We start from the raw sequence: 25,277 nt of genomic DNA, 5'->3' as shown, positions 1-25,277 counted from the left end.
GTGGAAGCACCTTCATGCGCAGAAAGACCAGCCGCCTGCTGCGCGGCCTCGCCCTCCTGACCACCCTCGCCCTGGGCGCCACCGCCTGCGGCGGCTCGGACGACGACTCCGACACCAAGGCGGTCTCCGCCGGGGACATCCAGGCGGCCCTGAAGAAGGGCGGCTCGGTCACGGTCTGGGCCTGGGAGCCCACCCTGAAGTCGGTCGCCGCCGACTTCCAGAAGAAGTACCCCAAGGTCAAGATCAACCTGGTCAGCGAGCGGTCCGGCGACAAGCACTACACCGCGCTGTCGAACGCCATATCGGCCGGCAAGGGCGTGCCCGACGTCGCCCAGGTCGAGTACTTCGCGCTCGGCCAGTACGCCCTCACCAAGGGCCTGACCGACCTGGCCCCGTACGGCGCCGACAAGCTCGCCTCCAAGTACACGCCGGGCCCGTGGAACGCCGTGAGCGACGGCGACAAGGTCTACGGTCTGCCGATGGACTCCGGTCCGATGGCGCTGTTCTACAACAAGAAGGTCTTCGACAAGTACAAGATCGCCGTCCCGACCACCTGGGACGAGTACCTGGAGGCGGCCCGCAAGCTCCACAAGGCCGACCCCAAGGTCTACATCGCCAACGACGCCGGTGACGCGGGCTTCACCACCAGCATGCTGTGGCAGGCCGGTTCGCGCCCGTACAAGGTCGACGGCACCAAGGTCGGCATCAACTTCGACGACGCGGGCGCCAAGAAGTTCGAGACCGTCTGGCAGAAGCTGATCGACGAGAAGCTCCTCGCGCCCATCAACGGCTGGACCGACGACTGGTACAAGGGCCTCGGCGACGGCTCCATCGCCACCCTGGCCACGGGCGCCTGGATGCCGGCCAACTTCGTGACCGGTGTTCCGAACGCCTCCGGCGACTGGCGCGCGGCCGCCCTGCCGGCCTGGACCGCCGGCGACAAGGCGAGCGCGGAGAACGGCGGCAGCTCGCTGGCGCTGCCCGCGCTGGGCAAGAACAAGGAACTCGCCTACGCCTTCGTCGAGTACGCGAACGCCGGTGACGGCGTGGCCACCCGGGTGAACGAGGGTGCCTTCCCGGCGACCAACGCCGAGCTGCAGTCCTCCACCTTCCTCAACAAGGAGTTCGAGTACTTCGGCGGCCAGAAGGCCAACGAGATCTTCGCCCAGTCCGCGGCCAACGTCGCCGACGACTGGTCGTACCTGCCCTTCCAGCCGTACGCCAACTCGATCTTCAACGACACGGTCGGCAAGGCCTACGTCTCCGGCACCACGCTGGCGGACGGTCTGAAGGCCTGGCAGGACGCCTCGGTCAAGTACGGCGAGGAGCAGGGCTTCACCATCGAGAAGTAGTTCTCGAAAGAAGCGACGAAACGCCGGGCGGCGCGGCTCCCGGGCCGCGCCGCCCCCGTGCACCACCCCTCGTGCACCATCCCTTCGGAAGGACCGCCATGATCTCCACCCTCCAGTCCCGCATGCTGCGCGGGGCGGACGGTGACCCCGCCCCGCGTCTGGTCTACGGCGCCGACTACAACCCCGAGCAGTGGCCCAGGGACGTGTGGGAGGAGGACGTCCGGCTGATGCGGGAGGCCGGCGTGACCGTCGTCTCCGTGGGGATCTTCTCCTGGGCGCGGATCCAGCCGGGCCCGGACACCTGGGACTTCGGCTGGCTCGACGAGGTCATGGACCTGCTGCACGCGGGCGGCATCGGCGTCGACCTGGCCACCGCCACCGCCTCCCCGCCGCCGTGGCTGACCACGGCCCACCCCGAGATCCTGCCGGTCACGGCGAACGGCGAGACGGTGTGGCCGGGCGCCCGCCAGCACTGGCGGCCCACCTCCCCCGTCTTCCGCGAGCACGCGCTGCGCCTGGTCCGGGAGCTCGCGACCCGCTACCAGGACCATCCGGCGCTGGTCGCCTGGCATGTCTCCAACGAGCTGGGCTGCCACAACATCTACGACTACTCCGACGACGCGGCCCGTGCCTTCCGCGTCTGGCTGCGCGCCCGCTACGGCTCGCTGGACGCGCTCAACCACGCCTGGGGCACGGCGTTCTGGTCGCAGCGCTACAGCGACTGGGAGCAGATCCTGCCGCCGCGGCTGGCCGCCTCGCACCCCAACCCGACGCAGCAGCTGGACTTCAAGCGGTTCTCCTCGGACGCGCTGAAGGACCATCTGATCGCGGAACGGGAGATCCTGCGGGAGATCACGCCCGGCGTTCCGGTCACCACCAACTTCATGGTGATGGGCGGCACGAAGGGCATGAACTACCCGGACTGGGCGGACGAGATCGACTTCGTCTCCAACGACCACTACGTCCACCCCGGCCCGCAGGACCGCGACGAGCTGTCGTTCTCCGCCAACCTGACCAGCGGTATCGCGGGCGGGCGACCGTGGTTCCTGATGGAGCACTCCACCAGCGCCGTCAACTGGCAGGCCGTGAACGTGGCGAAGCGGCCCGGCGACCTGGCCCGTGACTCGCTGCTGCACGTGGCGCACGGCGCGGACGCGGTGTGCTACTTCCAGTGGCGGCAGTCGGCGGCCGGCGCCGAGAAGTACCACTCGGCGATGGTCCCGCACGCCGGTGCGGACAGTGACGTCTTCCGCGCGGTGGCCGAGCTGGGCGCCACGCTCAAGGCCCTGGCCCCGGTGGCCGGTTCGGAGCGGGAGACCGCCGCCGTCGGCATCCTCTACGACTGGCAGTCGTGGTGGGCGAGCGAGCAGGACTCGCACCCCACCTCGCTGCTCGACTACCGGCAGGAGGCCCTCGACTGGTACTCGGCGCTCCTCGCCCTCGGTGTCCGCTCCGACCTCGTCACCACCCGCGCCGACCTCTCCCGCCACCAGGTCCTGATCGCGCCCGTGCTGCACGTCGTGCCCGCCGAACTCGCCAAGGAGCTGACACGGTACGCCGAGCAGGGCGGTCATCTCGTCACCACCTACTTCTCCGGCGTCGTCGACGAGAACGACCATGTCTGGCTCGGCGGCTACCCGGGCGCCCTGCGCGATCTGCTCGGCATCCGCATCGAGGAGTTCGGGCCGCTGCTCGGCGGGGAGAGCGTCCAGCTGGACGACTCCTCCACGGGCACCCTGTGGACCGACCGGATCACGGTCACCGACCCGGACACCACCGTGGTGGCCCACTACGACTCCGGTGTGCACACCGGCCGTCCGGCGGTCACCCGCCGTACGACGGGCGCCGGTTCGGCCTCGTACGTCTCCACCCGGCTCGGCGTCGACGGGCTGCGCGCGCTGCTGCCCAGGCTGCTGGAGCCGACGGGCGTGCGCAGTGAACTCGCGGAGGAGGTCCGGGGCTCGGTCGAGCTGACCGTCCGACGCGGGGCCGACGCGCGCTTCCTCTTCCTGGTCAACCGCACCGACGGAACGGTGCCGGTGACCGGGCTGGAGGGCGAGGTCCTCGTCGGCGGCGAGCGCACCGACGGCGCCCTGGTCCTCGGGCCGCGCGCGGTCGCCGTGCTCCGCCAGGCCCTCTGATCACGCACCACGGCACCCGCACCCCCACGACTCCCCGGCACGACCTGACACGTGCCGGGGGCCATCCCCTCCCGCCCGGACGGGCGGGAGGGGCCCACTTCAGCGACCACCACCGCAGTTGGGAGCACAGATGGCACGCCGTACCCGCAGCAGACGGTCCCTCGGGGCCGCCGCGCTCACCGCCCTGGCCACCGGGGCCGCCCTGCTGAGCGTCCCCACGCAGGCGCAGGCCGACGCCGCCGTCACCGTGACGCCGGACCCGTCGTACCAGCAGGACAAGTTCGAGGGCTGGGGCACCAGCCTGGTCTGGTTCGCCAACGCGACCGGCGACTATCCGCCCGCGATCCGCGAGAAGCTCGCGAAGCTCCTCTTCGACGACGACGGCCTCGCGCTGAACATCGCCCGCTACAACATCGGCGGCGGCAACGCCCCGGACGTCAAGGACTACCTGCGCGCGGGCGGTGCCGTCGAGGGCTGGTGGAAGGCGCCCGAGGGCACCACCCGCACGGACACCGACTGGTGGAGCGCGGACGACCCGGCGGACTGGAACAAGGACGCCGACGCCACCCAGCGCTGGTGGGTGGAGCGCATCAAGAACGACATCGACCACTGGGAGACGTTCAGCAACTCCCCGCCGTGGTTCATGACCGTCAGCGGATACGTGTCCGGCGGGTTCAACGCCAACACCGACCAGCTGAAGGCGGACTCGGTCGACGACTTCGCCGCCTACATGGCGGGCGCGACCAGGCTGCTGGAGAAGTCCGAGGGCATCAAGGTCGACACCGTCGACCCGTTCAACGAGCCCAACACCGGCTACTGGAGTACTCGCCTGGGCTCGGACGGCGAGCCCGTCGGCGGCCGGCAGGAGGGCGCCCACATCGGGCCCGCGCTCCAGCAGAAGGTGCTCGCCGCGCTGGCGCCCGCGCTGAAGAAGGCCAAGGTCAAGGCCGACATCTCGGCGATGGACGAGACCAACCCCGGTCTGTTCTCGACGAACTGGAACTCCTACTCGCAGGACTCCAAGGACCTCGTCGGGCAGATGAACGTCCACACCTACGGCACCGGGCAGCGCACCAGCGTGCGCGACCTCGCCAAGGCCGCCGACAAGCCGCTGTGGATGAGCGAGGTCGAGGGCGACTGGGGCGACGGGCAGAGCTTCACCGACATGCGCCCGGGGCTCGGTCTCGCCCAGCAGATCGTGAACGACCTGCGTGAACTGGAGCCCAAGGCCTGGGTGTTCTGGCAGCCGGTCGAGGACTACGACAACATGAAGCCGGGCGGTGAGTCGGCGAAGGGCGGCAACTGGGGCTCCATTCAGCTCCCGTTCAGCTGCACCTCCACGGACACGCTGGAGTCGTGCCCGATCTACACGAACACCAAGTTCGACACGGCGCGCAACTTCACGCACTTCATCAAGCCCGGCGACAAGCTGATCAAGGTCGACGACACCTCCAGCGCCGCCGCCGTGACCAAGGACGGCAAGGGCGCCTCGCTCGTCCACGTCAACTCCACCACCGCGGCGCGCACGGTCACCATCGACCTGTCCAAGTTCCGCACCGTCAAGGACAACGCGACCGTCACGCCGACCGTGACCAGCGCCGACGGCAAGCTCGTGCGGCAGGCCCCGGTCGAGGTCGTCGACGGCAGGGCGACCTACACGGTGCCGGCCCAGTCCGTGACGTCCTTCGCCGTCAAGGGCGTCTCCGGTGTCGCGAAGAACGCGGGGCTCTTCTCCAAGGGTCACTCCTACACACTGACCGGCGTGCAGAGCGGCAAGGCGGTCACCGTCGCCGCCAACGGCACGAACCTGGTCATCGGCTCGGCCAACGGGACCGTCACCCAGGAGTGGCAGCTGGACGCCCGCTACGGCAAGAAGGGCGCCCGCCAGCGGTACGTCTTCGCCAACCCGGCCGAGGGGAAGCGGCTCGCCGTCCGGGACAACGTGCCCGTGGTCGAGCCCGACACCGGCGAGCGGGACCCGGCCACCGAGTGGATCCTGTCGACCACCGGTGACGGGACGTGGACCCTGGTGAACGTGGCCACCGGGCGTCTGCTGGAGGTCGGCGGCCAGGCCACCAACGAGGGCGCGGCCGTCACCACGTGGCCGGCCAACTCCGGCTCCAACCAGCGGTGGCGCATCACGGACGTGACGCCGTAACGCCCGCTAGTCCGCTGTCTCCGCCCGCATCGCGATCGTCGTGATGCGGGCGGAGTGCCGTGCGGGGGCTTCAGCCGGTATGCGCTCGAGGACACCGCCCGCGAACACGTCGTACAGCGGCAGCGTCTCGAGGTGGACGTAGCCGATGTGGCAGTCGCAGACGGCGAGCGGGCAGGGGCGGGGGCGCAGGGCGGCGCGGTAGGAGCCGTCGTAGAGGTTGCCGAGTTCGGCGCGGACGAAGTGGCAGCGGCGGACCGTGCCCTCGCCGTCGACCGAGATGACCGACTCTCCGGTGCGGCAGGGCAGTCCGGCGCTGGTGTGCGGGTGGCGGCTGTACGGGAACAGCGGGTCGAGGGCGGTCCACTCGTCGGCCTCGGCGTCCTCGTAGGTGTGGCCCTCGGCCGCGTTGATCCACAGGTAGACGTGCGCGGGCAGGTCGGCGCGCAGCCAGCGGGCCGCTTCCAGGTGGCCGGGCAGGCCGACGACGCCGACGCTGTAGCGGACGCCCCGGTCGGCCAGGTCGCGGCACTTGCCGAGGAAACGGTCGTAGGGGGTCTGGCCCGGGTGGTACGTGCACCACAGGGCCAGGGTGTCGGGGTCGGCCTCGGCGAGCCAGTCGGTGCGGCAGCTGAGGTTGGTCTGGATGGCGGCGCGGCGGATGTGCGGGAGGTGGGAGAGCTCGGCGAGCGTGCGCCGGTACCAGGAGCGCACCAGACCCTCGCCCCAGGGGGTGAAGAGGATCGAGAGGCGGTCGTCGGTCCGGTCCGCTGCCCACTGGGCGAAGCGTTCGAGAGCGGCGCGGTCGGCGCGCAGTTGGGCCGTGGAGTCGCGGCGCTTGGCGAACGGGCAGTAGGGGCAGTCGTAGTCGCAGGAGGCGAGCGGGCCCCGGTAGAGGAGGGTCAGGTCCATGGCGGGCCGGTCACTTCCTGTCGTAGGCGGCCATGGCGGCGCGTACGGCCGGGGAGAACAGCTCGGGGCCGATGGCGTCGGAGTGGGCCAGGCCCTCCGGGGTGAGCCGCAGGGTCGTGGGGTCGGTGTCGGTCAGCCAGCCCCGGCCGGCGAAGCGGGCGAGTTCGGCGCCGAAGTGGTCGGTGGGTGCGCTGCCGAAGCGGGCTCGGTAGTCGGCGACGGGCAGGCCCTCCGCCTGGAGGAGCGACTGCAGGAGGTGGCGGCGGCGTGCCTCGTCGGGGTCCATGCGGTAGCCGACCTCGGCGTGCGCGAAGTCGGTCGTGGTGACGTAGTCGTCGATGATGCCGCGGATCTGGTGCATGTCGACGGCGTAGTCGAAGGAGTAGTGCAGGCCGGCCGTGTAGGAGCGGGCGCCGCAGCCGAGGCCGATCATGCCGTCGGTCTGGCAGGCGTAGTCGTCGGCGCCCTGGGGCGGGGCGTCGGTGCGGCGGAACATGCGCATGGACTGCTGGGTGTAGCCGTGCGCGAGGAGGTGGTCGCGGCCGGCGCGGTACAGGCGCAGCCGCTGCTCGTCCCAGGCGGGATCCGGGCCTGGATCGGTGCTGCGGCGGTCGAGGCCGGTGAGGGGGCGGACGTAGAGGGGGTAGAGGTAGAGCTCCTCGGGGCGCCAGGCCAGGGCCGCGTCCAGGGAGTGCCGCCAGGACTCCTCGGTCTGGCCGTCGATGCCGTAGATGAGGTCGATGTTGAGGACCGGGATGCGGGCGTCGCGGATGCGGCCGAGGGCGGCCTCGACGTCGGCGCGGCGCTGTGGGCGTACGGCGGCCCGGGCCTCGGTGTCGACGAAGCTCTGGACGCCCAGGCTGAGGCGGGTGGTGCCGCGGTCGGCCAGGACGGCGAGCCGGTCCGCGGTGGCCGTGGCGGGTGACGCCTCGACCGACAGTGGGACCGCGCGCAGGTCGGCGCCCATGCGGTGCTCGGCGATGTCGCAGAGGCGCTCCAGTTCGGCGGCTGTGAGGAAGGTGGGCGTGCCGCCGCCGAAGGCGGCCGTGGCGAACCGGACCTCGTCGGTGTCCCCCAGGGCGTCCCGTACGGCGGTCGCCTGCCGTTCCAGGGCGTCCAGGTAGGCGCCGGTCAGGCCGTCGGGGGCGCCGATGCGGGTGAAGAGGTTGCAGAAGCCGCAGCGGACCTCGCAGAACGGTATGTGCAGGTAGAGGGAGAGGGTGTCCTTGGGTTCGGCGGCCCACAGGTCCCGCAGGCGCGGGCGGTCGTCCAGCGTCCGGTACGCGGTCTTGTGGGGGTAGGCGTAGACGTAGTTCTGATAGGGGCTGGTCAGCTGGGCGGTGGTCATCGGGCGGCCTCGGCGGGGTGGTCCAGGAAGAAGTGGGCGTACGGCACGGTCCACACGGACTCGTGGCCGAGGCGGTGGCCGGTGTAGCCGTCGTCGCCGTAGGCGGTGCCGTGGTCGGAGCAGACGATCGCGAAGCAGCGGCGTCTGCCGCTCGCGGCGGCGAAGAGGCGGCCGATGTGCCGGTCGACGTACTCCAGGGCGGCGGCGTGCGTCGCGCGGCTGTCGCCGGCCTCGCGGGTCGCGCCGGGCAGGTGGAACCAGTTCGGCTGGTGCAGGGCGGAGACGTTGACGAAGAGGAACAGCCGCTGGTCGGCGGGGAGTTCGCGGACGACTCGTTCGGCGTGGGCGATCTGGTTCTCGAAGGAGTGGGGTGAGGTGACGCCGAACTCCGGTGTCCAGTGCGACTCGTGGAAGAGGCCGGGCAGCACCGAGCCGAGCGGGCCCTGCTTGTTGAAGAAGCCCACTCCCCCGACGCACACCGTGTGGTAGCCCTCCTCGGCGAGGCCGGAGACCAGGTCGGGGGTCTCGTACACGAACGTGCCGCCCGCGGTGGTCTCGCTGCCCGCGAAGCTCGCCGCGAACAGGCGCGGGTGCGGACCGGGGGCGGCCGGGGTCGGCAGGAAGCCCGCGAAGATCGCCTGGTGGGAGGCGTAGGTGAAGCTGCCCGGCGCATGCCGCTTCTCCCAGCGGCCCCCGGGGAGCCGGCGGGCGAGGTTCGGGATGCGGCCCGCCCGCGCCAGCTCGTCGGCCACGTCGTACCGGAGGGTGTCGAGGGTGACCAGGAGGATGTCGTGGCTGCCGACGATGTCCTTCATGTCGGGCTCAGGCATGGGGTGTTCCTGTTCTGTGCCGGTCGTGCAGTACGGCGGCCACCTGGGCGCCGTAGGTGTCCAGTCCCTCGGCGCCGCTGCCGGGCAGGCCGGTGAGGCGGGGCAGCAGGTCGCCGAAGGCGTTGACCTCGCCCACGGCGGATCTGCGCCAGCCGACGGCCGGGAGCAGGTCGACGCCGACGCACAGGGTGCGCGGGAAGCAGGCCGCGGCCGCTTCGCACACCCCGAGGGCGTCGGTCCAGCGGGCGCCCGCCGCCTCGAAGGACTGCCGGACGGCGTCGAGGTCGCCTCGGCTGCCGCCGAGGTGGAGGTTGGTCATGGGTGAGCGGCTGGTGCGGACGACGGCGTGGGTGGCCCGCCCGGCCACGACGACCACTCTGAGGTCGGCGGCGCGCCCCTCCTGGGAGGCCTTCGGCAGCCAGCGTTCGAGGTGCAGGCCGTCCGGGGCGAGCGCGTCGACGATGGCCGCGATGTCGTGCTCGCGGTGGTAGCGGCGCACTCTGAGGGAGTTGTACAGACGGCCGTCCGGGGCGAGTTCCACGGAGGTGGTGGCCCTGATCCGGCCGCCGCCGCCCGAATCGACGGCGAGGACGCCCGACGCGGACGACCCGTGCGCGGGTTTGACGAACAGCCGGTGCATCCGGTGCTCGCGCATCAGCGCCCGTACGTCGTCCCAGCCGCGCACCGGCGCCGCCCCGGGTCCCGAGGTCGGTGAGGCGGGTACGGGGATCCCGGCGGCGTCGAGGACGGCGTGGCAGCGGCGCTTGTCGAACAGCACGGCGAGGTCGTCCGGGTCGTCGAGACGGGTGCCTCCGCGCAGCGTGCCCAGCGCGGCGATGAGGCGGGCGTACCAGCGGGCCGAGCCCTCGACCCGGGTGGGGTCCCCGGGGCCCCGCAGCAGGCGGTCGACCTCGTCGTTCTCACCGGGTGAGTCGACGCGGACGGTCTCGTCGGCGGCGAAGTCGGCTCCCCCGTCGCGCAGGACGTCGGCCCACGGGACGACGCGCGGCGCGGGCAGGCCGGCGGTGCGCACCGCGTCGCCGAAGAGGGCGACGCGGCGGTTCTCGGGGTTGCCGACGACCGCGAAGCGCGGTCCCGGCGCGGTGGGTGCGCTCACTCGCCCACGGCGACGTAGCGCCAGACCGTGCCGTCGTCCTCCGTGTCCTCCTCGGCGTCGTCGCGGTCGAGGTCCACCTCGACGCCCGCGGGCTCCAGGGTCTGCCGGACCCGGTCCTCGAGGGGCTTGGTGAGGTAGTGGTGGTGCAGGTCGAGCTTCTTGAGGTGGGTGAGCGGCTGGCCGCCGAGCAGGGCGGCGGCGCCGTCGTCGGTCAGGATGCCCATGGAGAGGTCCAGCACCTCAAGGCGGGCGACGACGGGGGCGGAGGCGACGGCCGCGGCGACGGCGTCCTGCATCTCGCTGTTGCGCAGGGCGAGGTGACGCAGGTTCGGCAGGCGGGCGCCGGACAGGATCGGCTCCAGGTCGGCCACCTCGCTGTCGCCGCCGTAGTCGGGGGTGCCGAGCCACAGGTCGAGGTGTTCGAGGGCGGGCAGGTCGCTGCCGCCGACCCCACGCACCACGTCGGCGGGCATGCCGCCGGTCTCGATGACGAGCCTGCGCAGCGCACTGTGGGTCAGTGCGGGAAAGCGCAGCCCGTTTCCGCCGCGCGCACCGAACTCCTCCAGGTCGGGGAAGCCGGCCAGGAGCGGGGTGACGTCGGTCTGGGTGATCCAGGAGATCTCGGACTCCTCCATCACCATGTCGCCGACGAACAGGGCGCGCAGCGCGGGGAAGCGGTCCCGGGCGGCCAGCAGGGCCTCGACGATCGGAGTGGGGTCGGTGTCGTACGACTCCTGCCAGGCGCCGACGATCAGGGCCTTCACCCGGGTGGTGTCGACGGTGGCGCAGAAGCGGGTGAAGGCCTGCGTCCAGTCCTCGTCGCTGCCGTACACGTCACTGGTGATCCGCCAGGCGACGGCGGCGGCGTCGGGCAGGCCGTCCGTCGGCGCGTCGGCGCTCGGGAAGGTGCGGGCGGGCAGCCGGTACAGGGAGTTCAGGTGGTCACCGATGGTCATACGGCTGCTCCTGGGGAGATTGCGTGTGCGGTCTGTGATGTCCGCAGTTCTACCAACAGGCACTGACAACGCCCGTGGGCGGGGGCCGGGTTCGGGGCGTTGTCAGTGCCGGCCCCTACGGTCGTGGTCATGAGGCCGGTGCGTGGCGCACCCGGCGGTGAGGGGAGAGCCATGTACCGGCAGGGAGACGTGCTGATCGTGCCCGTGGACGAGCAGGCGGTGCCGCCCCATGTGGCGCAGGCGCCGAGGGAGGCGCGGGACGGGCGGGGGCGGCTGGTGCTGGCGCTGGGTGAGGTCACCGGGCACGCCCACGCGGTGGTCGGGCCGGGTGATCTGGTGCGTGAGCCGGGGCCGTTCGGTCCGCTGCTGCTGCACCTGCCGCAGGGCGGCCGGGTGGTGCACGAGGAGCACGCGGCGATCTCGCTGCCGAAGGGCTGGTACCGGGTGATCCGCCAGCGCGAGTACGTGCCGGGGTCCGTGCGGATCGTGGCGGACTGAGCGCGGACTGAACAGAGAGTGGGGAAGGACGGATGACGACGGACGTGGAGATGACCGTGGTGGCCTCCGACGAGAGTGTGCGCGCCTGGCGGGCCTGTGCGGCGGCGGTCGTTCCCGCCGACCGCGCGGCCGCCGAGGACGGGGTGTGCCGGGCGTACCGGCGGGCCGGGCTCGCGGAACCGGAGCGGGTGGTGTGGGCCGGTTCGCCGCGCGAGGCGGTGACGCTGATCCGGGCGATGACGGACCGGGGTGCCGGGGTGCGCGAGGCGGTCCGCAGCGCGCCCTGGGCACGTGAGCGGCAGCGGCTGCACACGGAGTTGGGGGCGGCGGGCTGGCCGGCGCACTGGGCGGCGACCGGTGGGCGTCTGTGGGACTCGACGCAGGCGCTGGTGGACCGGATCCGGACGGGGGTCCTGGAGGAGCTGGCCGGCGGGGACACGGGCAAGGAGGCCACGGAGGTCCGGCTGATCCTGCTGGACGCGGTGCTGGGGCAGCACGACGCGCCGTGGCTCGCCGCGTTCCCCACGGACGACGGCCCGCTGGACGGGCTGGCCGCGGTGTCCCGCAGCGCCGGCTGGTGGTGGCCGTTCGAGCGGGTGGCCGTGGTGTGCGAGCGTCCCGTCGCGCTCCACCGCGACGAGGCGGGCAGGCTCGACCACGGGGACGGTCCGGCGCTCGCCTACCCCGACGGGTTCGCCCTGCACGCCTGGCGCGGCATGCCGGTACCGGCCGGCTTCCTCGCGGAACTGCCGACGCTCACCCCGGAGCGGATCCGCTCCGAGGAGAACGCCGAACTGCGCCGGGTCATGCTGGAGTACTACGGCTACGACCGCTATCTGGCGGACTCCGGGGCACGTCCCGTCCACCGGGACGACACGGGCACCCTGTGGCGGATCGACCTCCAGGACGACGAGCCGGTGGTGATGGTGGAGGTCCTCAACTCCACCCCGGAGCCGGACGGGACCCGGCGCACCTACTGGCTGCGGGTGCCGCCGTCGACCCTGACGGCACGCGAGGGCGTCGCCTGGACGTTCGGGCTGCAGGCGGACGTGTACGCGCCGATGCGGGAGACGTGAGACGGCCTGGTCTCACGTGTCACCGCTGCGGGAGGCGATCAGGTCCGGGAGTCGCCGGGCGATAGACGTGAGACCGACGGGCCTCAGAGCGCGCCGGTACGGGCCAGCACGTCCGTGACCTGCTCGCGCACCTGCTCCCGTGCCGGGGCGGGCAGGGCGCCCAGGTCGGTGCGCTCCAGGGCGTCCAGGACCCGATCGGCGTCCGGGTCGTACGGCGTCGACTCGCTGAGCACCTCGTAGCCGTCCCGCACGGCCACGCGCAGCCGTCCCGGGCCGTCGTCGTCGGCGTGCACCGCGGCGGCGACGACGAGGGGCGGCGGCCCGCCCGCCTCGCCCTCCACCTTGCGGTGGCCGCTCACCAGCGGGGTGCGCCAGCGCAGGGCGAGCAGGACGTGACGCTTGGCCAGCAGCTCGGTGAGATCGGTCTCGGACACGCCGTCGGGTTCCAGGACGGTGGCGCGGGCGTCGAGGACGAGGGCCGCGGGAAGCAGACAGCGCAGCGTGCTGCCGACGATGTTGCCGCCGACCGTGGCGGTACGGCGGACCGCGCCCGTTCCCACGCTCGAGGCCGCCCGGCGCAGCGCCTCGGGCACGGTGTCGTCGACGCGGTGCAGCAGCACGGCCCCGCCGAGTTCCTCGGGGCCGACCACGTTCGCCTCCGGCACGTTGCGCAGGGACACCGCCTGTTCGGGGAAGCCGTCCCGTTGCCAGGTGGCCCACACCAACGTGGCACCGCCGATCGGTACCGCCCCCTCGGCCAGACACCGCTGTGCTTCGGATATGGAGGCGGGAAGACGCAACTGCACGACAACCGACCTGCCTTCCCGGGTAGTTCGTGGTGAGGACCGTGTCGCTCACCCGCATGATCAATGGCAGAACGGATTCTGCCCAGGCGCGCGGGGGCGCATACAGGGCTCACCGCTGCACTGTGCGCAACGTGAAAATGCGTTGCGGCCGGTCCCGCTCCTGCCGACCCTTGCCCCATGTCCTTCGTTCTGCGCCCCGCCACCCTCGCCGACGCGTCCGCCGTGACCGACCTGCTGAACGCCGTCGACGTGATCGAGATCGGCCGGCCGGAGACGGACCTGCACACCGTCGAGGCCGATCTGAAGCATCCCGAGACCGATCTGGAGCGGGACTCCTGGCTCGCCTTCGACGGGGACCGGCTGGTGGCCTATGGGCTGCTGTGGGACAACTCGGGCGGCGAGCGCATCGACATCGACCACTACGTCCTGCCCGACCGGCAGGAGGCCGGGCAGCTCGTGCTGGAGGCCATGGAGGCCCGGGCGCTCGGGAGGGCACGGGAGAACGGCTCCGGACACTCGGTGGTGCATCTGCATCTCAACATCGAGCCCACCCTGGACACCTCGCTGATCCGGGCGCGCGGGTGGTCCGTCGTGCGGCGCTACCACGTGCTGCGCCGGGCCGTGGACCGCACCCGGGACCAGGCCCCGCCGTTGCCCGCCGGGGTGCGGCTGCGGTCCTGCGCCACCGAGGCGGACCGGCTGCGCGTCCACGAGCTGTACCAGGCCTCGTTCGCCGAGCACTTCGACTTCCAGCCGCGCGCGTACGAGCCGTGGCTGCACGACGTGGACGCCGAGGGCCTCGACTGGTCGCTGGTGTGGATCGTCGGCACGGAGGATCTCGGGGACTCCGGGTTCCTGCTGGCCCGCGACGACCGTGAGGCGATGGGCTGGATCCGCAGCATCGGCGTGCTGCGCGAGGCCCGTGGCCGTGGTCTCGCCGGGCTGCTGCTGGAGCAGGCCTTCGCGGCCTTCGCCGCCCGGGGACGGGACACCGTCGGCCTCGGCGTGGACACCTCCAACGCCACCGGCGCGCCCGCGCTGTACGCGCGCCAGGGGATGAGCCTCCACTACGCCGTGGACACCTGGGAGGCCGTCCTGCGGTGACCGCGGAGGCAGGGTCAAGTGCCCTGCTCACGCGGCGAGTTGTGCTCGCGGGGCGAGTGTCGCCCGTAGGGTGGGAAGCCCGGGCGGATTTCGCCGTCCCCGGGCCACGACCCGAGAGGAACGTCCCTGTGCGCACCCCGAGGCAGCGCGACGAAGCCGCCGTACCGCCTTCCGCCGTACGGAAGCGGACGGTACCGCCGACGGCGTCCCGGCCCTTCGCCGACGGCGTCTCCCCCGCCACGCTGACGGCGCTGCAGCGCACCGCGGGCAATGCCGCGGTGGTCCGCGCGCTCGTCGAGGGGCTGGGGCAGGACGCGTCGGCGCGGGAGCGGCACAGCCACGACGCGCACTGCGGGCACGGCCGGCCCGTGCAGCGGTCGGCCGTGCACGAGGCGCTGCGGTCGTCGGGCCGGCCGCTGGACGCGCCGGTGCGGGCCGAGATGGAGGCCAGGTTCGGCGGCGCGGACTTCTCCGGCGTCCGGCTGCACACCGACGCCGTGGCTCGGCGGTCCGCGAAGGAGGTCGGGGCCCTGGCCTACACCTCCGGCAACGACATCGTGCTCGGCGCGGGCACCACCGACCGGCACACCCTGGCACACGAACTGACCCACGTCGTCCAGCAGCGCCGGGGCCCCGTGTCCGGCACCCCCACCGCCGACGGGCTGTCGGTGAGCGATCCCGGGGACCGGTTCGAGCGGGAGGCCGAGGCCAACGCCCGGCGGGTGATGGCGGGACCGGTGCCCGAACCCGCGCCCGTGCAGCGGTCGGCCGAGGCTCCCGCCGCGCGGGCGGCGGACGGTCCGGTGGCCGTACAGCGCGCGATCAAGGTGACCCCGGAGATGTACATGGCGGGTGTGAACGTCACGCCCGAGACCGTCAGTGCGCCGCAGCTCCGCATGTACTTCGAGATGGTTCTGCGCGACGAGGCCAACCACGCGCAGGCGATGTGCACCGACGTCAACGCGGCCGACCTCGTGACGACGTGCTACGAGACCCTCTTGGCCACTCTCCAACAGAAGGCTCCGAACACGCAGACCGCGCTCGCGCAGACGAAGGGGCTGATCGACGCGATCACGGCAGCCCAGACGATGGTCGCCACCATGCCGCAGAACAAGAACTCGCGTTATGCCACGACGCCGGACCCGGCCTCCGGCTACCAGCACACCCCGCGCAAAGCCACCGCGGACCGGGAGTGGGGCACCGACGACAACATGCGCGGCTCCTTCGCCAAGGGCCTCGGCCCCAAGGAGGCCACGCTCGGTGAGGCCAAGCCCAGGAAGACCGGCAATCTGCCGCTCAAGCAGCTCCCCTGGCCCGAGGCCTATCGTCTGCTGCCGCGCCCGTTGCTGAACCTGCTGTTCGACGTCCGCTACCAGTTGGAGGCGCCGCCCGGCGATCGGCAGGTGATCGACGAGCGGACCGATCTCGAGAAGGCGAACCGGGACGCGACTCCCAATGACCCCGGCACCCTGCGCAGCTGGCACCAGGACGACTCCGGCAGGCTCCCCGCCAACGGGTTCGACTCCGAGAACGTCCCGGCCCACGCGACGGCTCTGCACGAGCACTACACCGACAACTCGAAGAGCGGCTCGGGCTCCTCCGTGCAGGTCGCCGCGGACGGGCCGCGCGGCTTCGCCGAGTACACCGGTACCGGCACCGACGCCACGCACAACGTCAAGGTGGTCCTGGACTACGTCCAGAAGCGGGTCTATCTGACGCTGACGCACTACCAGTACTGGGCCCTGATCCCGCCGGCGGCGGGCGGCTCGGCGCACACGTTCTGGGAGTCGCGGACCCAGGACCTGGAGGCCGCGGAGGGTGGCCTCGCCCAGGTGCCGGGCGGCGACCGGGCGGTCATGATGAGCCCCTGGGCGGAGATCCTCATGCCCAGGCGCAGCCAGGCCTGATCCGTCAGCCGGACGCGGTGAGCCACGGCATCGGGTCCGCGTAGTACCCGTCGTAGATCACCTCGAAGTGCAGATGGGGCCCGGTGGACAGGCCGGTGGAGCCGACCCGTCCGACCGGGCTTCCGGTCTGCACCGTCTGGCCCGCCTTCACCTCGATCGCGGACAGGTGGCTGTACGTCGTCTGCAGCCGTTTGCCCTCGATGGTGCCGTGGTCGATGACGACCCGGTTGCCGTAGGCCTTGGTCATGGCCGCGAAGACGACCGTGCCGGCGCGGGCGGCGGAGACCTGGGCGCCCTGGGGCGCGCCGAAGTCGACACCGGTGTGGAGTTTGGTGACGCCGGTGAGGGGGTGCTTGCGGGAGCCGTAGGGGGAGGTGACGGTGAGGGTGGTGGTCGGCGGGGCGAGGATGGCGTTCGCCTGGGCGCCCGCCGCGCCGCCGCTCGGGTCCTCGCGGTCGAACGCGGCGTACTTCGCGAAGAGGGCCTTGACCTCGGTGAGGTAGGTCCTCGCGTCGGCGGGGACGCGCCCCTCCTTCTTCACCGTGTCCGTGCCGACGGCATAGGCGGCGAGCGTGAGGTCGACGAGGTCCCCGTTGACGGTTCCGTCGGTTCTGAGGTCGGTGACCTTTCGGGCGAGAGAGCAGTCCTGGCGGCCGAGCGCCATGATCGCGTCGGCCGGATCGCCGGGCGAGGACGTGCCGTTGCCGTCGTCGTCCTTGCCCCAGGTCCGCCACTGCGCGTCGGTGAAGGCGGCGATGCCCTGCCCGCCGGAGGCACCGGCCGTGGCGTTGTTCCAGCCGGTGAGCTGGTCGATCTGGGCGGCGAGGACGGACGGTGTGACGACGGTGCAGGCGTCGGCGGCCTTGCGCAGCCAGGGGCCGTAGGTGTCGTTGACGCCGGCCACCGCGTCCTGCTGAGTGCCGTCTCCCGGGGCCAGGTCGCCGGGGAGTCCGCCGGTCAGGGCCAGGACTCCGGCCACCGCGGACAGGGTGAGCAGGCCTGGCAGGACGAGGAAGACGACGGGGCCCGGCCCGCGTCGGCGGGGTGCGGGAGGCGGGGCCTGCGTGGGTGCTCCGGGCTCGGTGTCCCGCATCGGGGTGTCGACGGTGTGCTCTTCGCTCACGCGGAGAGCTCCGCGGGGGATGTGCAGTTGTTCACGGGCGGACGTTAGCCCGCGGCCGCGCCGGTGTCACCGGACGCGAGGGCAGAGTGGCTGCCCCCGGGGGCAGAACCGGTCGGCGGCGGCCTGCCGGGGGCCTTGGTAGAAAGAGCCGCCACAGGCCTGGACCTCGGGTGCCGGCCGTAGTCCGCGCTCGGAAGGATGCGTCGTGTCCCTCTCCCACATCTCCCACCTGCACGGCCTGCCCGTGCACGTCTTCCCGCAGCCCGGCGCCGGGGAAGTGCCGCTGCCGGAGGCCGGGGCGGTCGCCTGGAAGCTGGTGAGCGGCCTGCGCACCGACGAGGAGGACTTCGACGAGCACTGGGAGCGCTTCCTGGACACCGTGGACCCAGCGGGGGTGCGCGCTCTGGTCCTCGGCGGGGGTGCCTACGGCGGTGACCTGGACGGCTGCGACCCCGAGGAAACGGCGGAGCTGCTCGCCGCGGCCGCCGACCGGCTGACCGGCCTTCAGGCCCTCTATCTCGCCGACCTCACGTTCGAGGAGGCGGAGTTGTCGTGGATCGTCCAGGGTGACGTCAGCCCGATCCTTCAGGCCTTTCCCCGACTGCGGGAGCTGGCGGTACGCGGTTCGACCAACGGTTACGGCAGCGGTCCGGGGCTGGAGTTCAAGCCGGTCAGCCACGCCGAACTGCGCGTCCTGCGGTTCGAGAACGGCGGGCTGCCCGCGCAGGTGCTGCACGGGCTCACCGCCTCCGAGCTGCCCGCCCTGGAGCATCTGGACATCTGGCTGGGCGAGGAGGGGTACGGCCGCACCGCGACCGTCGAGGATCTGGCGCCGGTCCTCGACGGCTCCGGGCTGCCCGCGCTGCGCCGACTGGGCCTGCAGAACGCCGACATCCAGGACGAGGTGGCCGCCGCCGTCGCCTCGGCGCCGGTGGTGGCCCGGCTGACCGCCCTCCACCTCGGGCGGGGCATCCTCACGGACGCCGGTGCCGAGGCGCTGCTCGGCGGTCAGCCGCTGACCCATCTGGAGGAGCTGGACCTGTACCACCACTACCTGTCGGACGAGATGGCCGAGCGGGTGCGGCAGGCCCTGGAGCCGCACGGGGTGACGGTCGACGTGTCCGGCAGGCCGGAGCTGGAGGAGGACGAGGAGCGGTACGTGGCCGCCGCCGAGTGACCCCGCCGGCGGCCGTCCGCTCAGCCGACCTCGACCAGCAGGTCACCGCCCTCCACCTGCTGGATGCGGTTGATGGCGAGCCTGCTGACCCGGCCGGCCTTCGGCGCGGTGATGGTCGCCTCCATCTTCATCGCCTCGATGGTCGCCACGGTGGCGCCGGCCGCGACCTCGTCGCCCTCGGCGACCGCCAGCGTCACCACGCCGGCGAAGGGGGCGGCGACATGGCCGGGGTTGGCGCGGTCGGCCTTCTCGGTCACCGGGATGTCGGAGGCGGCCGCCTTGTCGCGGACCTGGATGGGCCGCAGCTGGCCGTTGAGGGTGGACATGACCGTGCGCAGTCCGCGTTCGTCGGCCTCGCCGACCGCCTGGAGCTCGATGAGCAGCCGGACGCCGGGCTCCAGGTCGACGGAGTACTCCTTGCCCGGGCGCAGGCCGTAGAAGAAGTCCTTGCTGTCCAGGACGCTGGTGTCGCCGTAGGCCTGGCGGTGGTTCTCGAAGTCGCGGGTCGGGCCGGGGAAGAGGAGCCGGTTGAGGGTGGTCCGGCGGGACTTCTCCAGGCCGTCGCGGTCCTCGGTGGTGAGGTCCTTGACCGGCTTGGCGTCGGCGCGGCCCTCGAGGGCCTTGCTGCGGAAGGGCTCCGGCCAGCCGCCGGGCGGGGTGCCGAGTTCGCCGCGCAGGAAGCCGATGACGGAGTCGGGGATGTCGTAGCGGTTCGGGGCCGTCTCGAAGTCCTCCGGGGACACTCCGGCGCCGACCAGGTGCAGGGCGAGGTCGCCGACCACCTTGGAGGAGGGGGTGACCTTGACCAGGTGGCCGAGGATGCGGTCGGCGGCGGCGTACATCGCCTCGATGTCCTCGAAGCGGTCGCCGAGGCCCAGCGCGACGGCCTGGGTGCGCAGGTTGGAGAGCTGGCCGCCGGGGATCTCGTGGTGGTAGACGCGCCCGGTCGGGGAGGCCAGGCCCGCCTCGAACGGGGCGTAGATGCGGCGGACGCTCTCCCAGTACGGTTCGAGGTCGCCGACGGCCTGGAGGTCGAGGCCCGTGGGCCGCTCGGAGTGGTCGGTGGCGGCGACGATCGCCGACAGCGACGGCTGGGAGGTCGTACCGGCCATGGAGGCCACCGCGCCGTCGACGGCGTCCGCGCCGGCCTGGATGGCGGCGAGGTAGGTGGCGAGCTGACCGCCCGCGGTGTCGTGGGTGTGCAGGTGCACCGGCAGGTCGAACTCGCGGCGCAGCGCCGAGACCAGCTTGGCGGCGGCGGGGGCGCGCAGCAGGCCCGCCATGTCCTTGACGGCCAGGACGTGCGCTCCGGCCTCGACGATCTGCTCGGCCAGGCGCAGGTAGTAGTCGAGGGTGTAGAGGCGCTCGTTCGGGTCGGACAGGTCGGAGGTGTAGCAGAGGGCGACCTCGGCGATCGCCGTGCCCGTCTCGCGTACGGCGTCGATGGCGGGGCGCATCTGGCCGACGTCGTTCAGCGCGTCGAAGATGCGGAAGATGTCGATGCCGGTGGCGGCGGCCTCCTGCACGAACGCGTCGGTGACCTCGGTGGGATACGGCGTGTAGCCCACGGTGTTGCGTCCGCGCAGCAGCATCTGGAGGCAGATGTTGGGGACGGCCTCGCGCAGGGCGGCCAGCCGCTCCCAGGGGTCCTCGGCGAGGAAGCGCAGGGCGACGTCGTAGGTGGCGCCGCCCCAGCACTCCAGGGAGAGCAGGTTGGGCAGCGTGCGGGCGACCAGCGGGGCGGAGGCGAGGAGGTCCTTGGTGCGCACGCGGGTGGCCAGCAGGGACTGGTGGGCGTCGCGGAAGGTGGTGTCGGTGACGCCGATGGTCGGCGACTCGCGCAGCCAGCGGGCGAAGCCCTCGGGGCCGAGGTGGACCAGGCGCTGCCGGGAACCGGCCGGCGGCTCGCCGGCGGGCAGCGGGGGCAGCTTGGTGGTCGGCTCGATCAGCTCGGGCCGCTCGCCGTTCGGCTTGTTGACGGTGACGTCGGCGAGGTAGGTGAGCAGCTTGGTGCCGCGGTCGGCGGAGGAGCGGGCGGTGAGCAGGTGCGGGCGCTGCTCGATGAAGGAGGTGGTGACCCGCCCGGCCTGGAAGTCGGGGTCGTCCAGGACGGCCTGGAGGAACGGGATGTTGGTGGCCACGCCGCGGATGCGGAACTCGGCGACGGCACGCCGGGCCCGCCGGATCGCCGCTTCCAGGTCCCGGCCCCGGCAGGTGAGCTTCACCAGCATGGAGTCGAAGTGCGCGCTGATCTCCGTACCGGCGTGGGTGGTTCCGCCGTCGAGGCGGATGCCCGAGCCGCCCGGGGAGCGGTAGGCGCTGATGCGGCCGGTGTCGGGGCGGAAGCCGTTGGCGGGGTCCTCGGTGGTGATACGGCACTGCAGGGCGGCGCCGCGCAGGGTGACCGTGTCCTGGGAGAGGCCGAGGTCGGCGAGGGTCTCGCCGGAGGCGATGCGCAGCTGGGCCTGGACGAGGTCGACGTCGGTGACCTCCTCGGTGACCGTGTGCTCGACCTGGATGCGCGGGTTCATCTCGATGAAGACGTGGTTGCCGTCGCGGTCGAGGAGGAACTCGACGGTGCCGGCGTTGCGGTAGCCGATCTGCCGGGCGAAGCTGACGGCGTCGGCGCAGATCCGCTCGCGCAGCTCCGGGTCGAGGTTGGGCGCGGGCGCCAGCTCGATGACCTTCTGGTGACGGCGCTGGAGCGAGCAGTCGCGCTCGAAGAGGTGGATGACGTTGCCCTCGCCGTCGGCGAGGATCTGCACCTCGATGTGGCGGGGGTCGACGACGGCCTTCTCGAGGAAGACGGTGGGGTCGCCGAAGGCGGACGCGGCTTCGCGCGAGGCCGCCTCGATGGACTCGCGCAGCGCGGCCGGGTCCTCGACGCGGCGCATGCCGCGCCCGCCGCCGCCCGCGACCGCCTTGACGAAGACGGGGAAGCCGATCTCCTCGGCGGCCCGGACCAGTTCGTCGACGTCGGTGGAGGGCGCGGAGGAGCCGAGGACGGGGACGCCCGCCGCCCGGGCCGCCGCGACCGCGCTCGCCTTGTTCCCCGTCAGCGTCAGGGTGCGGGCGTCGGGTCCGACGAAGGTGATGCCCGCTTCCTGGCAGGCGCGGGCGAGTTCGGGGTTCTCGGAGAGGAACCCGTAGCCCGGGTAGACGGCGTCGGCGCCCGCGCGGCGTGCCGCGCCGACGATCTCCTCCACGGAGAGGTAGGCGCGCACCGGATGCCCCGGTTCGCCGATCTCGTACGCCTCGTCGGCTTTCAGCCGGTGCAGCGAGTTGCGGTCCTCGTGCGGGAAGACGGCGACCGTGCGCGCGCCCAGCTCATAGCCGGCGCGGAACGCACGGATCGCGATCTCGCCACGGTTGGCGACCAGCACCTTGCGGAACATCGTGGACCCCTTCAGCCTGCCGGTGTCGGGACCCATGGTGGCGGTGAGTGACCTTCTTGACCATGTGAGCCGGGCCACTCACCGGCATGTCTCGCTCGATGAGACGTGTTCCGCAGGGCGAGTCAGGTCGCGGTGGCCTCCGCCGCCGCCCGTCCCGCCTGGCGTCCGGAGAACAGGCAGCCGCCGAGGAAGGTGCCCTCCAGGGAGCGGTAGCCGTGGATTCCGCCGCCGCCGAAGCCGGCGACCTCTCCGGCCGCGTACAGACCGGGCACGGGGTTCCCGGCGGTGTCCAGGACGCGGCCGGAGAGGTCGGTCTGGAGGCCGCCGAGGGTCTTGCGGGTAAGGACGTTGAGGCGTACGGCGATCAGGGGTCCGGCGCTGGAGTCGAGGATGCGGTGGATGGACGCGGTGCGGCTGAGGGAGTCGCCGACGTAGTTCAGGGCGTTGCGGATGCCCATGACCTGGACGTCCTTGGTGTACGAGTTGGTGATCTCCCGGTCGCGGGCCTCGATCTGGCGCTTGAGGTCGTCGAGGACGATCAGGTTGTCGCCGGTGAGCTTGTTCATGCCGGCGACGAGGTCGGTGAGGGTGGTGGCGACGACGAAGTCCTCGCCCTTGTTCTTGAACTTCTCGATCGGCTCCGGGGTCTGCCAGATGCGGGAGAGCAGCTGCCAGATGTTCTTGTTGGTGAGGTCGGGGTTCTGTTCGGAGCCGGAGAGCGCGAACTCCTTGGCGATGATCTTCTGGGTGGTGACGAACCAGGAGTAGTCGTAGCCGGAGGCGGTGATCGAGCGGAGGGTGTGCAGGGTGTCGTAGCCCGGGATGTCGGGCGTGTCGAACCGCTTGCCGGTCGCGTCGAACCACATGGAGGACGGGCCGGGCAGGATGCGGATGCCGTGGCCGGGCCAGATCGGGTCGTAGTTGCGCAGGCCCTCGGTGTAGTGCCACATGCGGTCCGGGTTGACGATCCGGCCGCCCGCCTTCTCGGTGATGGCGAGCATCCGGCCGTCCACGTGCGCGGGGACGCCGGTGACCATGTACTTCGGCGGGGTGCCCATGCGGGCGGGCCAGTTCTGGCGGACGAGGTCGTGGTTGGCGCCGATACCGCCGGAGGTGACGACGACGACCGGGGCGCGCAGTTCGAAGTCGCCGACGACCGTGCGGGAGCTGGGCTTGCCCCGGGCCGCGCTGCTGGGTTCCAGGACCGCGCCGCGCACCCCGGTGACCACTCCCCCGGTGGTGACGATCTCGTCGACGCGGTGGCGGAACTTGAAGGTGACCTTGTTCGCGTCGACCGCGGCCCGCACCTTCTTCTCGAACGGCTCGACCACGGCCGGGCCGGTGCCCCAGGTGACGTGGAAGCGGGGCACCGAGTTGCCGTGTCCCGTCGCGAGGCCGCCGCCGCGCTCGGCCCAGCCGACGATCGGGAACCACTGCACACCGAGCCCGGAAAGCCAGGACCGCTTCTCGCCGGAGGCGAACTCGACGTAGGCCTTGGCCCATCGGTAGGCCCAGTAGTCCTGGCCCTTGGGGTCGTCGACGTCCCGGTCGAAGCCGGCCGTGCCCTGCCAGTCCTGCCAGGCCAGGTCGTAGGTGTCCTGGACTCCCATCAGGCGCTGTTCGTCGGAGTTGACGAAGAACAGTCCGCCGAAGGACCAGAAGGCCTGGCCGCCGATGCTCGCCTCGGGCTCCTGGTCGAGGAGGAGCACCTTGCGTCCGGCGGCGGCGAGTTCGGCGGTCGCGACCAGGCCGGCGAGTCCGTGGCCCACGACGATGGCGTCCGCGTCCTGCGACTCGGCGGCGAAGGCGGGGAAGGCGTGGGCGGCGAGGGTCGCGCCCGCGAGGACTCCGCCCGCCACGGTCATGGCGCGTCGGCGGGTGATTCCATCGGCTTCGGGGGTGTCCATGAGCGGCCCTCCTGGAGGCGTCGCTGGGGGCGGTACTTGAGCAGGGCTTGGGCAAGGTGTGGTCGGTACATGGGTGGCGCGAGAGGGGGTGTTCCTGGGACAGCTGCGCTGTTACCGTCGGTAGCCCAACAGGAAACCAGGTCGTCACAGCGCTGCGGTAGTGCGCGGGCGCCAACGTGACAACCGCTTGCTTGTGACCCGGTGACAGCGGCCGGGCGGAGAGGGGACCATGACGGTCGTCCACGGACCGGAGCCGGCCACGGCGGTCCTGCGGGGGATGGCCGACGACCCTGACGTGTACGGCGAGTTGGCGCACGCGGCCCGCAGCCGCTCCCCCGAGCTGTCCCGGCTGACGGAGGAGGCGACCCGGTCGCATGTGCGGGCGGTGCTGCGCGCGGCCGCCCCCTGGTTCACCGGCGCGGAGCGGACCGGTCCGGTCGACGAGCAGGACTTCACTGCCGCGCTGCTGCTGGGGGCGGACCGGGCCGTGCAGGGCGTGCCGATGACGGTCGTCCTGCGGGGTGTGCAGGCGGCGCTCGCCCGGGCGGCCGAGATCGCCGTGGACCGCTGCCGCTCGGCCGGCGTGTCGGACCGGGCCCTGTTGTCCGTGGTGCTGCGGATGCAGGAGTACGGCGCCGCGGTGGAACGGCAGGTGATCCACGGCTACCGTGCCGCCGAGCACGAGTCGCCGCGCGCGTGGGGCGCCGTGCGCACCCGGCTGCTGCACCAGGCGCTGCTCGGTGAAGTCGCGCCCTGCGCCGAGGAGTTGGCGCGCGCCGGCGTCCGGGCGGACGCGGACGGCCGCTACCACTGCCTCGTCGCCGCGCCCGCGGGCCCCCGGGCCGTACGCTCGGCGCATGTGGTGACCCTGCCGCTCGACGGCCGTACGGCGGGCCTCGGACCACGGCCGCCGGAGCCCGGGGAGCTCGCGCCGGAGGCGCTGGTCGTGGTCGCACCCGCCGCCGCCCTGCCGGAACTCCCCGCGCTGTACCGGCTGTGCGTGCGCGCCGTGGATCTCGGCCGGCAGCAGGGCCTGCACGGCCTGTACGACGTCACGGACTTCGCCGCCCGGATCGCGCTGGCCGAACAGCCCTCCCTGGGCGCGCTGCTGAGCCGCCGGCTGCTCGGCGACCTGGATCCGGCGGACGCCTTCCACCGGCAACTCGCCCTCACCGCACTGACGTTCCTGGACAACGGGCGCCGTCTCGACCAGACGGCGGCCGCGTTGTTCACCCACCCGAACACCGTCCGCTACCGGCTCGGCCGGCTCCGGCAGATCACCTCCGCGTCGCTCACCGACGGCGACGGCGGTCCGCTGGCCGCGCTGCACTGGTGGTGGGCCCTCACGGCGTGGCTGGAGTCCTCAACGCAGCATTGAGCAGCGGGGCTTGAGCGGCGACCTCATTTTGTTCGACCTGTCGGACATTGTTCGAGAACTCTTGACGCAGCCATGTACACCGTTTGACACTCTCG

The 25,277-nt window shown here is 72.2% G+C and carries 18 protein-coding genes; 9 read left to right on the top strand and 9 right to left on the bottom strand.

Features of this window, described 5'->3' with window-relative positions; genetic code table 11:
• The first annotated feature begins 14 nt into the window (after positions 1 to 14).
• The 3 genes from ACIRF9_RS20560 to ACIRF9_RS20550 all read left to right on the top strand — a co-directional run bounded on the left by ACIRF9_RS20560 (position 15) and on the right by ACIRF9_RS20550 (position 5,651).
• Positions 15 to 1,352 (top strand): ABC transporter substrate-binding protein, encoded by a 1,338-nt coding sequence (locus tag ACIRF9_RS20560; RefSeq protein ID WP_403823907.1) that lies wholly within the window; start codon positions 15 to 17, stop codon positions 1,350 to 1,352.
• A gap of 98 nt (positions 1,353 to 1,450) precedes the next feature.
• On the top strand, positions 1,451 to 3,493 hold the full coding sequence (locus ACIRF9_RS20555) for a beta-galactosidase (protein ID WP_403823904.1): 2,043 nt from the start codon (positions 1,451 to 1,453) through the stop codon (positions 3,491 to 3,493).
• A 130-nt stretch (positions 3,494 to 3,623) separates the two neighbouring features.
• Positions 3,624 to 5,651 carry a glycoside hydrolase gene (locus ACIRF9_RS20550; protein WP_403823901.1) on the top strand — a complete coding sequence of 676 codons (2,028 nt, stop codon included), beginning with the start codon at positions 3,624 to 3,626 and terminating at the stop codon, positions 5,649 to 5,651.
• Between the two features lie 6 nt (positions 5,652 to 5,657).
• Here the strand turns inward: ACIRF9_RS20550 and ACIRF9_RS20545 are convergent, their stop codons facing one another.
• The 5 genes from ACIRF9_RS20545 to ACIRF9_RS20525 are packed head-to-tail and all read right to left on the bottom strand — an operon-like array spanning position 5,658 to position 10,811.
• Positions 5,658 to 6,560, bottom strand: coding sequence for an STM4011 family radical SAM protein (locus tag ACIRF9_RS20545; RefSeq protein WP_403823898.1), 903 nt, complete (start codon positions 6,558 to 6,560; stop codon positions 5,658 to 5,660).
• Positions 6,561 to 6,570: 10 nt separating this feature from the next.
• Entirely contained in the window at positions 6,571 to 7,908 is a 1,338-nt protein-coding gene (locus ACIRF9_RS20540; RefSeq protein WP_403823897.1) for an STM4012 family radical SAM protein, read from the bottom strand.
• The gene (locus ACIRF9_RS20535; protein ID WP_403824610.1) at positions 7,905 to 8,723 is read right to left on the bottom strand and encodes an STM4013/SEN3800 family hydrolase; all 819 of its coding nucleotides are present in this window, start codon (positions 8,721 to 8,723) and stop codon (positions 7,905 to 7,907) included. The genes ACIRF9_RS20540 and ACIRF9_RS20535 overlap by 4 nt, the downstream gene beginning before the upstream one ends.
• Before the next feature lie 7 nt (positions 8,724 to 8,730).
• Positions 8,731 to 9,855, bottom strand: coding sequence for an STM4014 family protein (locus tag ACIRF9_RS20530; protein WP_403823895.1), 1,125 nt, complete (start codon positions 9,853 to 9,855; stop codon positions 8,731 to 8,733).
• Positions 9,852 to 10,811, bottom strand: a complete 960-nt coding sequence (locus ACIRF9_RS20525; protein ID WP_403823892.1) for an STM4015 family protein — start codon at positions 10,809 to 10,811, stop codon at positions 9,852 to 9,854. The genes ACIRF9_RS20530 and ACIRF9_RS20525 overlap by 4 nt, the downstream gene beginning before the upstream one ends.
• A gap of 171 nt (positions 10,812 to 10,982) precedes the next feature.
• Here ACIRF9_RS20525 and ACIRF9_RS20520 point away from each other — a divergent pair, with 171 nt between their 5' ends.
• Positions 10,983 to 11,309 carry a hypothetical protein gene (locus ACIRF9_RS20520; RefSeq protein ID WP_403823889.1) on the top strand — a complete coding sequence of 109 codons (327 nt, stop codon included), beginning with the start codon at positions 10,983 to 10,985 and terminating at the stop codon, positions 11,307 to 11,309.
• Between the two features lie 32 nt (positions 11,310 to 11,341).
• The gene (locus ACIRF9_RS20515; protein WP_403823886.1) at positions 11,342 to 12,385 is read left to right on the top strand and encodes a DUF6745 domain-containing protein; all 1,044 of its coding nucleotides are present in this window, start codon (positions 11,342 to 11,344) and stop codon (positions 12,383 to 12,385) included.
• An 83-nt stretch (positions 12,386 to 12,468) separates the two neighbouring features.
• On the opposite strand, the gene ACIRF9_RS20510 is transcribed toward ACIRF9_RS20515, so the two are convergent.
• Positions 12,469 to 13,191 (bottom strand): FAD binding domain-containing protein, encoded by a 723-nt coding sequence (locus ACIRF9_RS20510; RefSeq protein WP_403823883.1) that lies wholly within the window; start codon positions 13,189 to 13,191, stop codon positions 12,469 to 12,471.
• Positions 13,192 to 13,368: 177 nt separating this feature from the next.
• Between ACIRF9_RS20510 and ACIRF9_RS20505 the strand changes: the two genes are divergently transcribed.
• Both ACIRF9_RS20505 and ACIRF9_RS20500 read left to right on the top strand, forming a co-directional pair.
• On the top strand, positions 13,369 to 14,295 hold the full coding sequence (locus ACIRF9_RS20505; protein ID WP_403823880.1) for a GNAT family N-acetyltransferase: 927 nt from the start codon (positions 13,369 to 13,371) through the stop codon (positions 14,293 to 14,295).
• Between the two features lie 128 nt (positions 14,296 to 14,423).
• Complete coding sequence (locus ACIRF9_RS20500; RefSeq protein WP_403823878.1) at positions 14,424 to 16,202, top strand: DUF4157 domain-containing protein; 1,779 nt, start codon at positions 14,424 to 14,426, stop codon at positions 16,200 to 16,202.
• A 4-nt stretch (positions 16,203 to 16,206) separates the two neighbouring features.
• Here ACIRF9_RS20500 and ACIRF9_RS20495 read toward each other — a convergent pair whose 3' ends face one another.
• Positions 16,207 to 17,325 carry a M23 family metallopeptidase gene (locus ACIRF9_RS20495; RefSeq protein WP_403823875.1) on the bottom strand — a complete coding sequence of 373 codons (1,119 nt, stop codon included), beginning with the start codon at positions 17,323 to 17,325 and terminating at the stop codon, positions 16,207 to 16,209.
• 205 nt (positions 17,326 to 17,530) lie between these two features.
• Between ACIRF9_RS20495 and ACIRF9_RS20490 the strand changes: the two genes are divergently transcribed.
• Complete coding sequence (locus ACIRF9_RS20490) at positions 17,531 to 18,502, top strand: STM4015 family protein (protein WP_403823872.1); 972 nt, start codon at positions 17,531 to 17,533, stop codon at positions 18,500 to 18,502.
• Positions 18,503 to 18,522: 20 nt separating this feature from the next.
• Here ACIRF9_RS20490 and ACIRF9_RS20485 read toward each other — a convergent pair whose 3' ends face one another.
• Positions 18,523 to 21,897, bottom strand: coding sequence for a pyruvate carboxylase (locus ACIRF9_RS20485; protein WP_403823869.1), 3,375 nt, complete (start codon positions 21,895 to 21,897; stop codon positions 18,523 to 18,525).
• A 122-nt stretch (positions 21,898 to 22,019) separates the two neighbouring features.
• Positions 22,020 to 23,804 carry an FAD-binding dehydrogenase gene (locus ACIRF9_RS20480; RefSeq protein ID WP_403823866.1) on the bottom strand — a complete coding sequence of 595 codons (1,785 nt, stop codon included), beginning with the start codon at positions 23,802 to 23,804 and terminating at the stop codon, positions 22,020 to 22,022.
• 229 nt (positions 23,805 to 24,033) lie between these two features.
• On the opposite strand from ACIRF9_RS20480, the gene ACIRF9_RS20475 reads away from it, so the two are divergent.
• Complete coding sequence (locus ACIRF9_RS20475; RefSeq protein WP_403823863.1) at positions 24,034 to 25,182, top strand: PucR family transcriptional regulator; 1,149 nt, start codon at positions 24,034 to 24,036, stop codon at positions 25,180 to 25,182.
• The last annotated feature ends 95 nt before the right edge of the window (positions 25,183 to 25,277 follow it).

Origin of the sequence: Streptomyces sp. NPDC096132 (assembly GCF_044763345.1) — a bacterium.
In the GTDB taxonomy this organism is placed as follows: Bacteria; Actinomycetota; Actinomycetes; order Streptomycetales; family Streptomycetaceae; genus Streptomyces.
Note: the sequence above shows the minus strand (reverse complement) of the source record. Positions and strands in the feature narration are given on the sequence as shown.

Bases quoted from the DNA above. Each gene is read 5' to 3' on its own strand.
- ACIRF9_RS20560 (WP_403823907.1), top strand. From the start codon at position 15: ATGCGCAGAAAGACCAGCCGCCTGCTGCGCGGCCTCGCCCTCCTGACC.
- ACIRF9_RS20555 (WP_403823904.1), top strand. From the start codon at position 1,451: ATGATCTCCACCCTCCAGTCCCGCATGCTGCGCGGGGCGGACGGTGAC.
- ACIRF9_RS20550 (WP_403823901.1), top strand. From the start codon at position 3,624: ATGGCACGCCGTACCCGCAGCAGACGGTCCCTCGGGGCCGCCGCGCTC.
- ACIRF9_RS20545 (WP_403823898.1), bottom strand. From the start codon at position 6,560: ATGGACCTGACCCTCCTCTACCGGGGCCCGCTCGCCTCCTGCGACTAC.
- ACIRF9_RS20540 (WP_403823897.1), bottom strand. From the start codon at position 7,908: ATGACCACCGCCCAGCTGACCAGCCCCTATCAGAACTACGTCTACGCC.
- ACIRF9_RS20535 (WP_403824610.1), bottom strand. From the start codon at position 8,723: ATGAAGGACATCGTCGGCAGCCACGACATCCTCCTGGTCACCCTCGAC.
- ACIRF9_RS20525 (WP_403823892.1), bottom strand. From the start codon at position 10,811: ATGACCATCGGTGACCACCTGAACTCCCTGTACCGGCTGCCCGCCCGC.
- ACIRF9_RS20520 (WP_403823889.1), top strand. From the start codon at position 10,983: ATGTACCGGCAGGGAGACGTGCTGATCGTGCCCGTGGACGAGCAGGCG.
- ACIRF9_RS20515 (WP_403823886.1), top strand. From the start codon at position 11,342: ATGACGACGGACGTGGAGATGACCGTGGTGGCCTCCGACGAGAGTGTG.
- ACIRF9_RS20505 (WP_403823880.1), top strand. From the start codon at position 13,369: ATGTCCTTCGTTCTGCGCCCCGCCACCCTCGCCGACGCGTCCGCCGTG.
- ACIRF9_RS20485 (WP_403823869.1), bottom strand. From the start codon at position 21,897: ATGTTCCGCAAGGTGCTGGTCGCCAACCGTGGCGAGATCGCGATCCGT.
- ACIRF9_RS20480 (WP_403823866.1), bottom strand. From the start codon at position 23,804: ATGGACACCCCCGAAGCCGATGGAATCACCCGCCGACGCGCCATGACC.
- ACIRF9_RS20475 (WP_403823863.1), top strand. From the start codon at position 24,034: ATGACGGTCGTCCACGGACCGGAGCCGGCCACGGCGGTCCTGCGGGGG.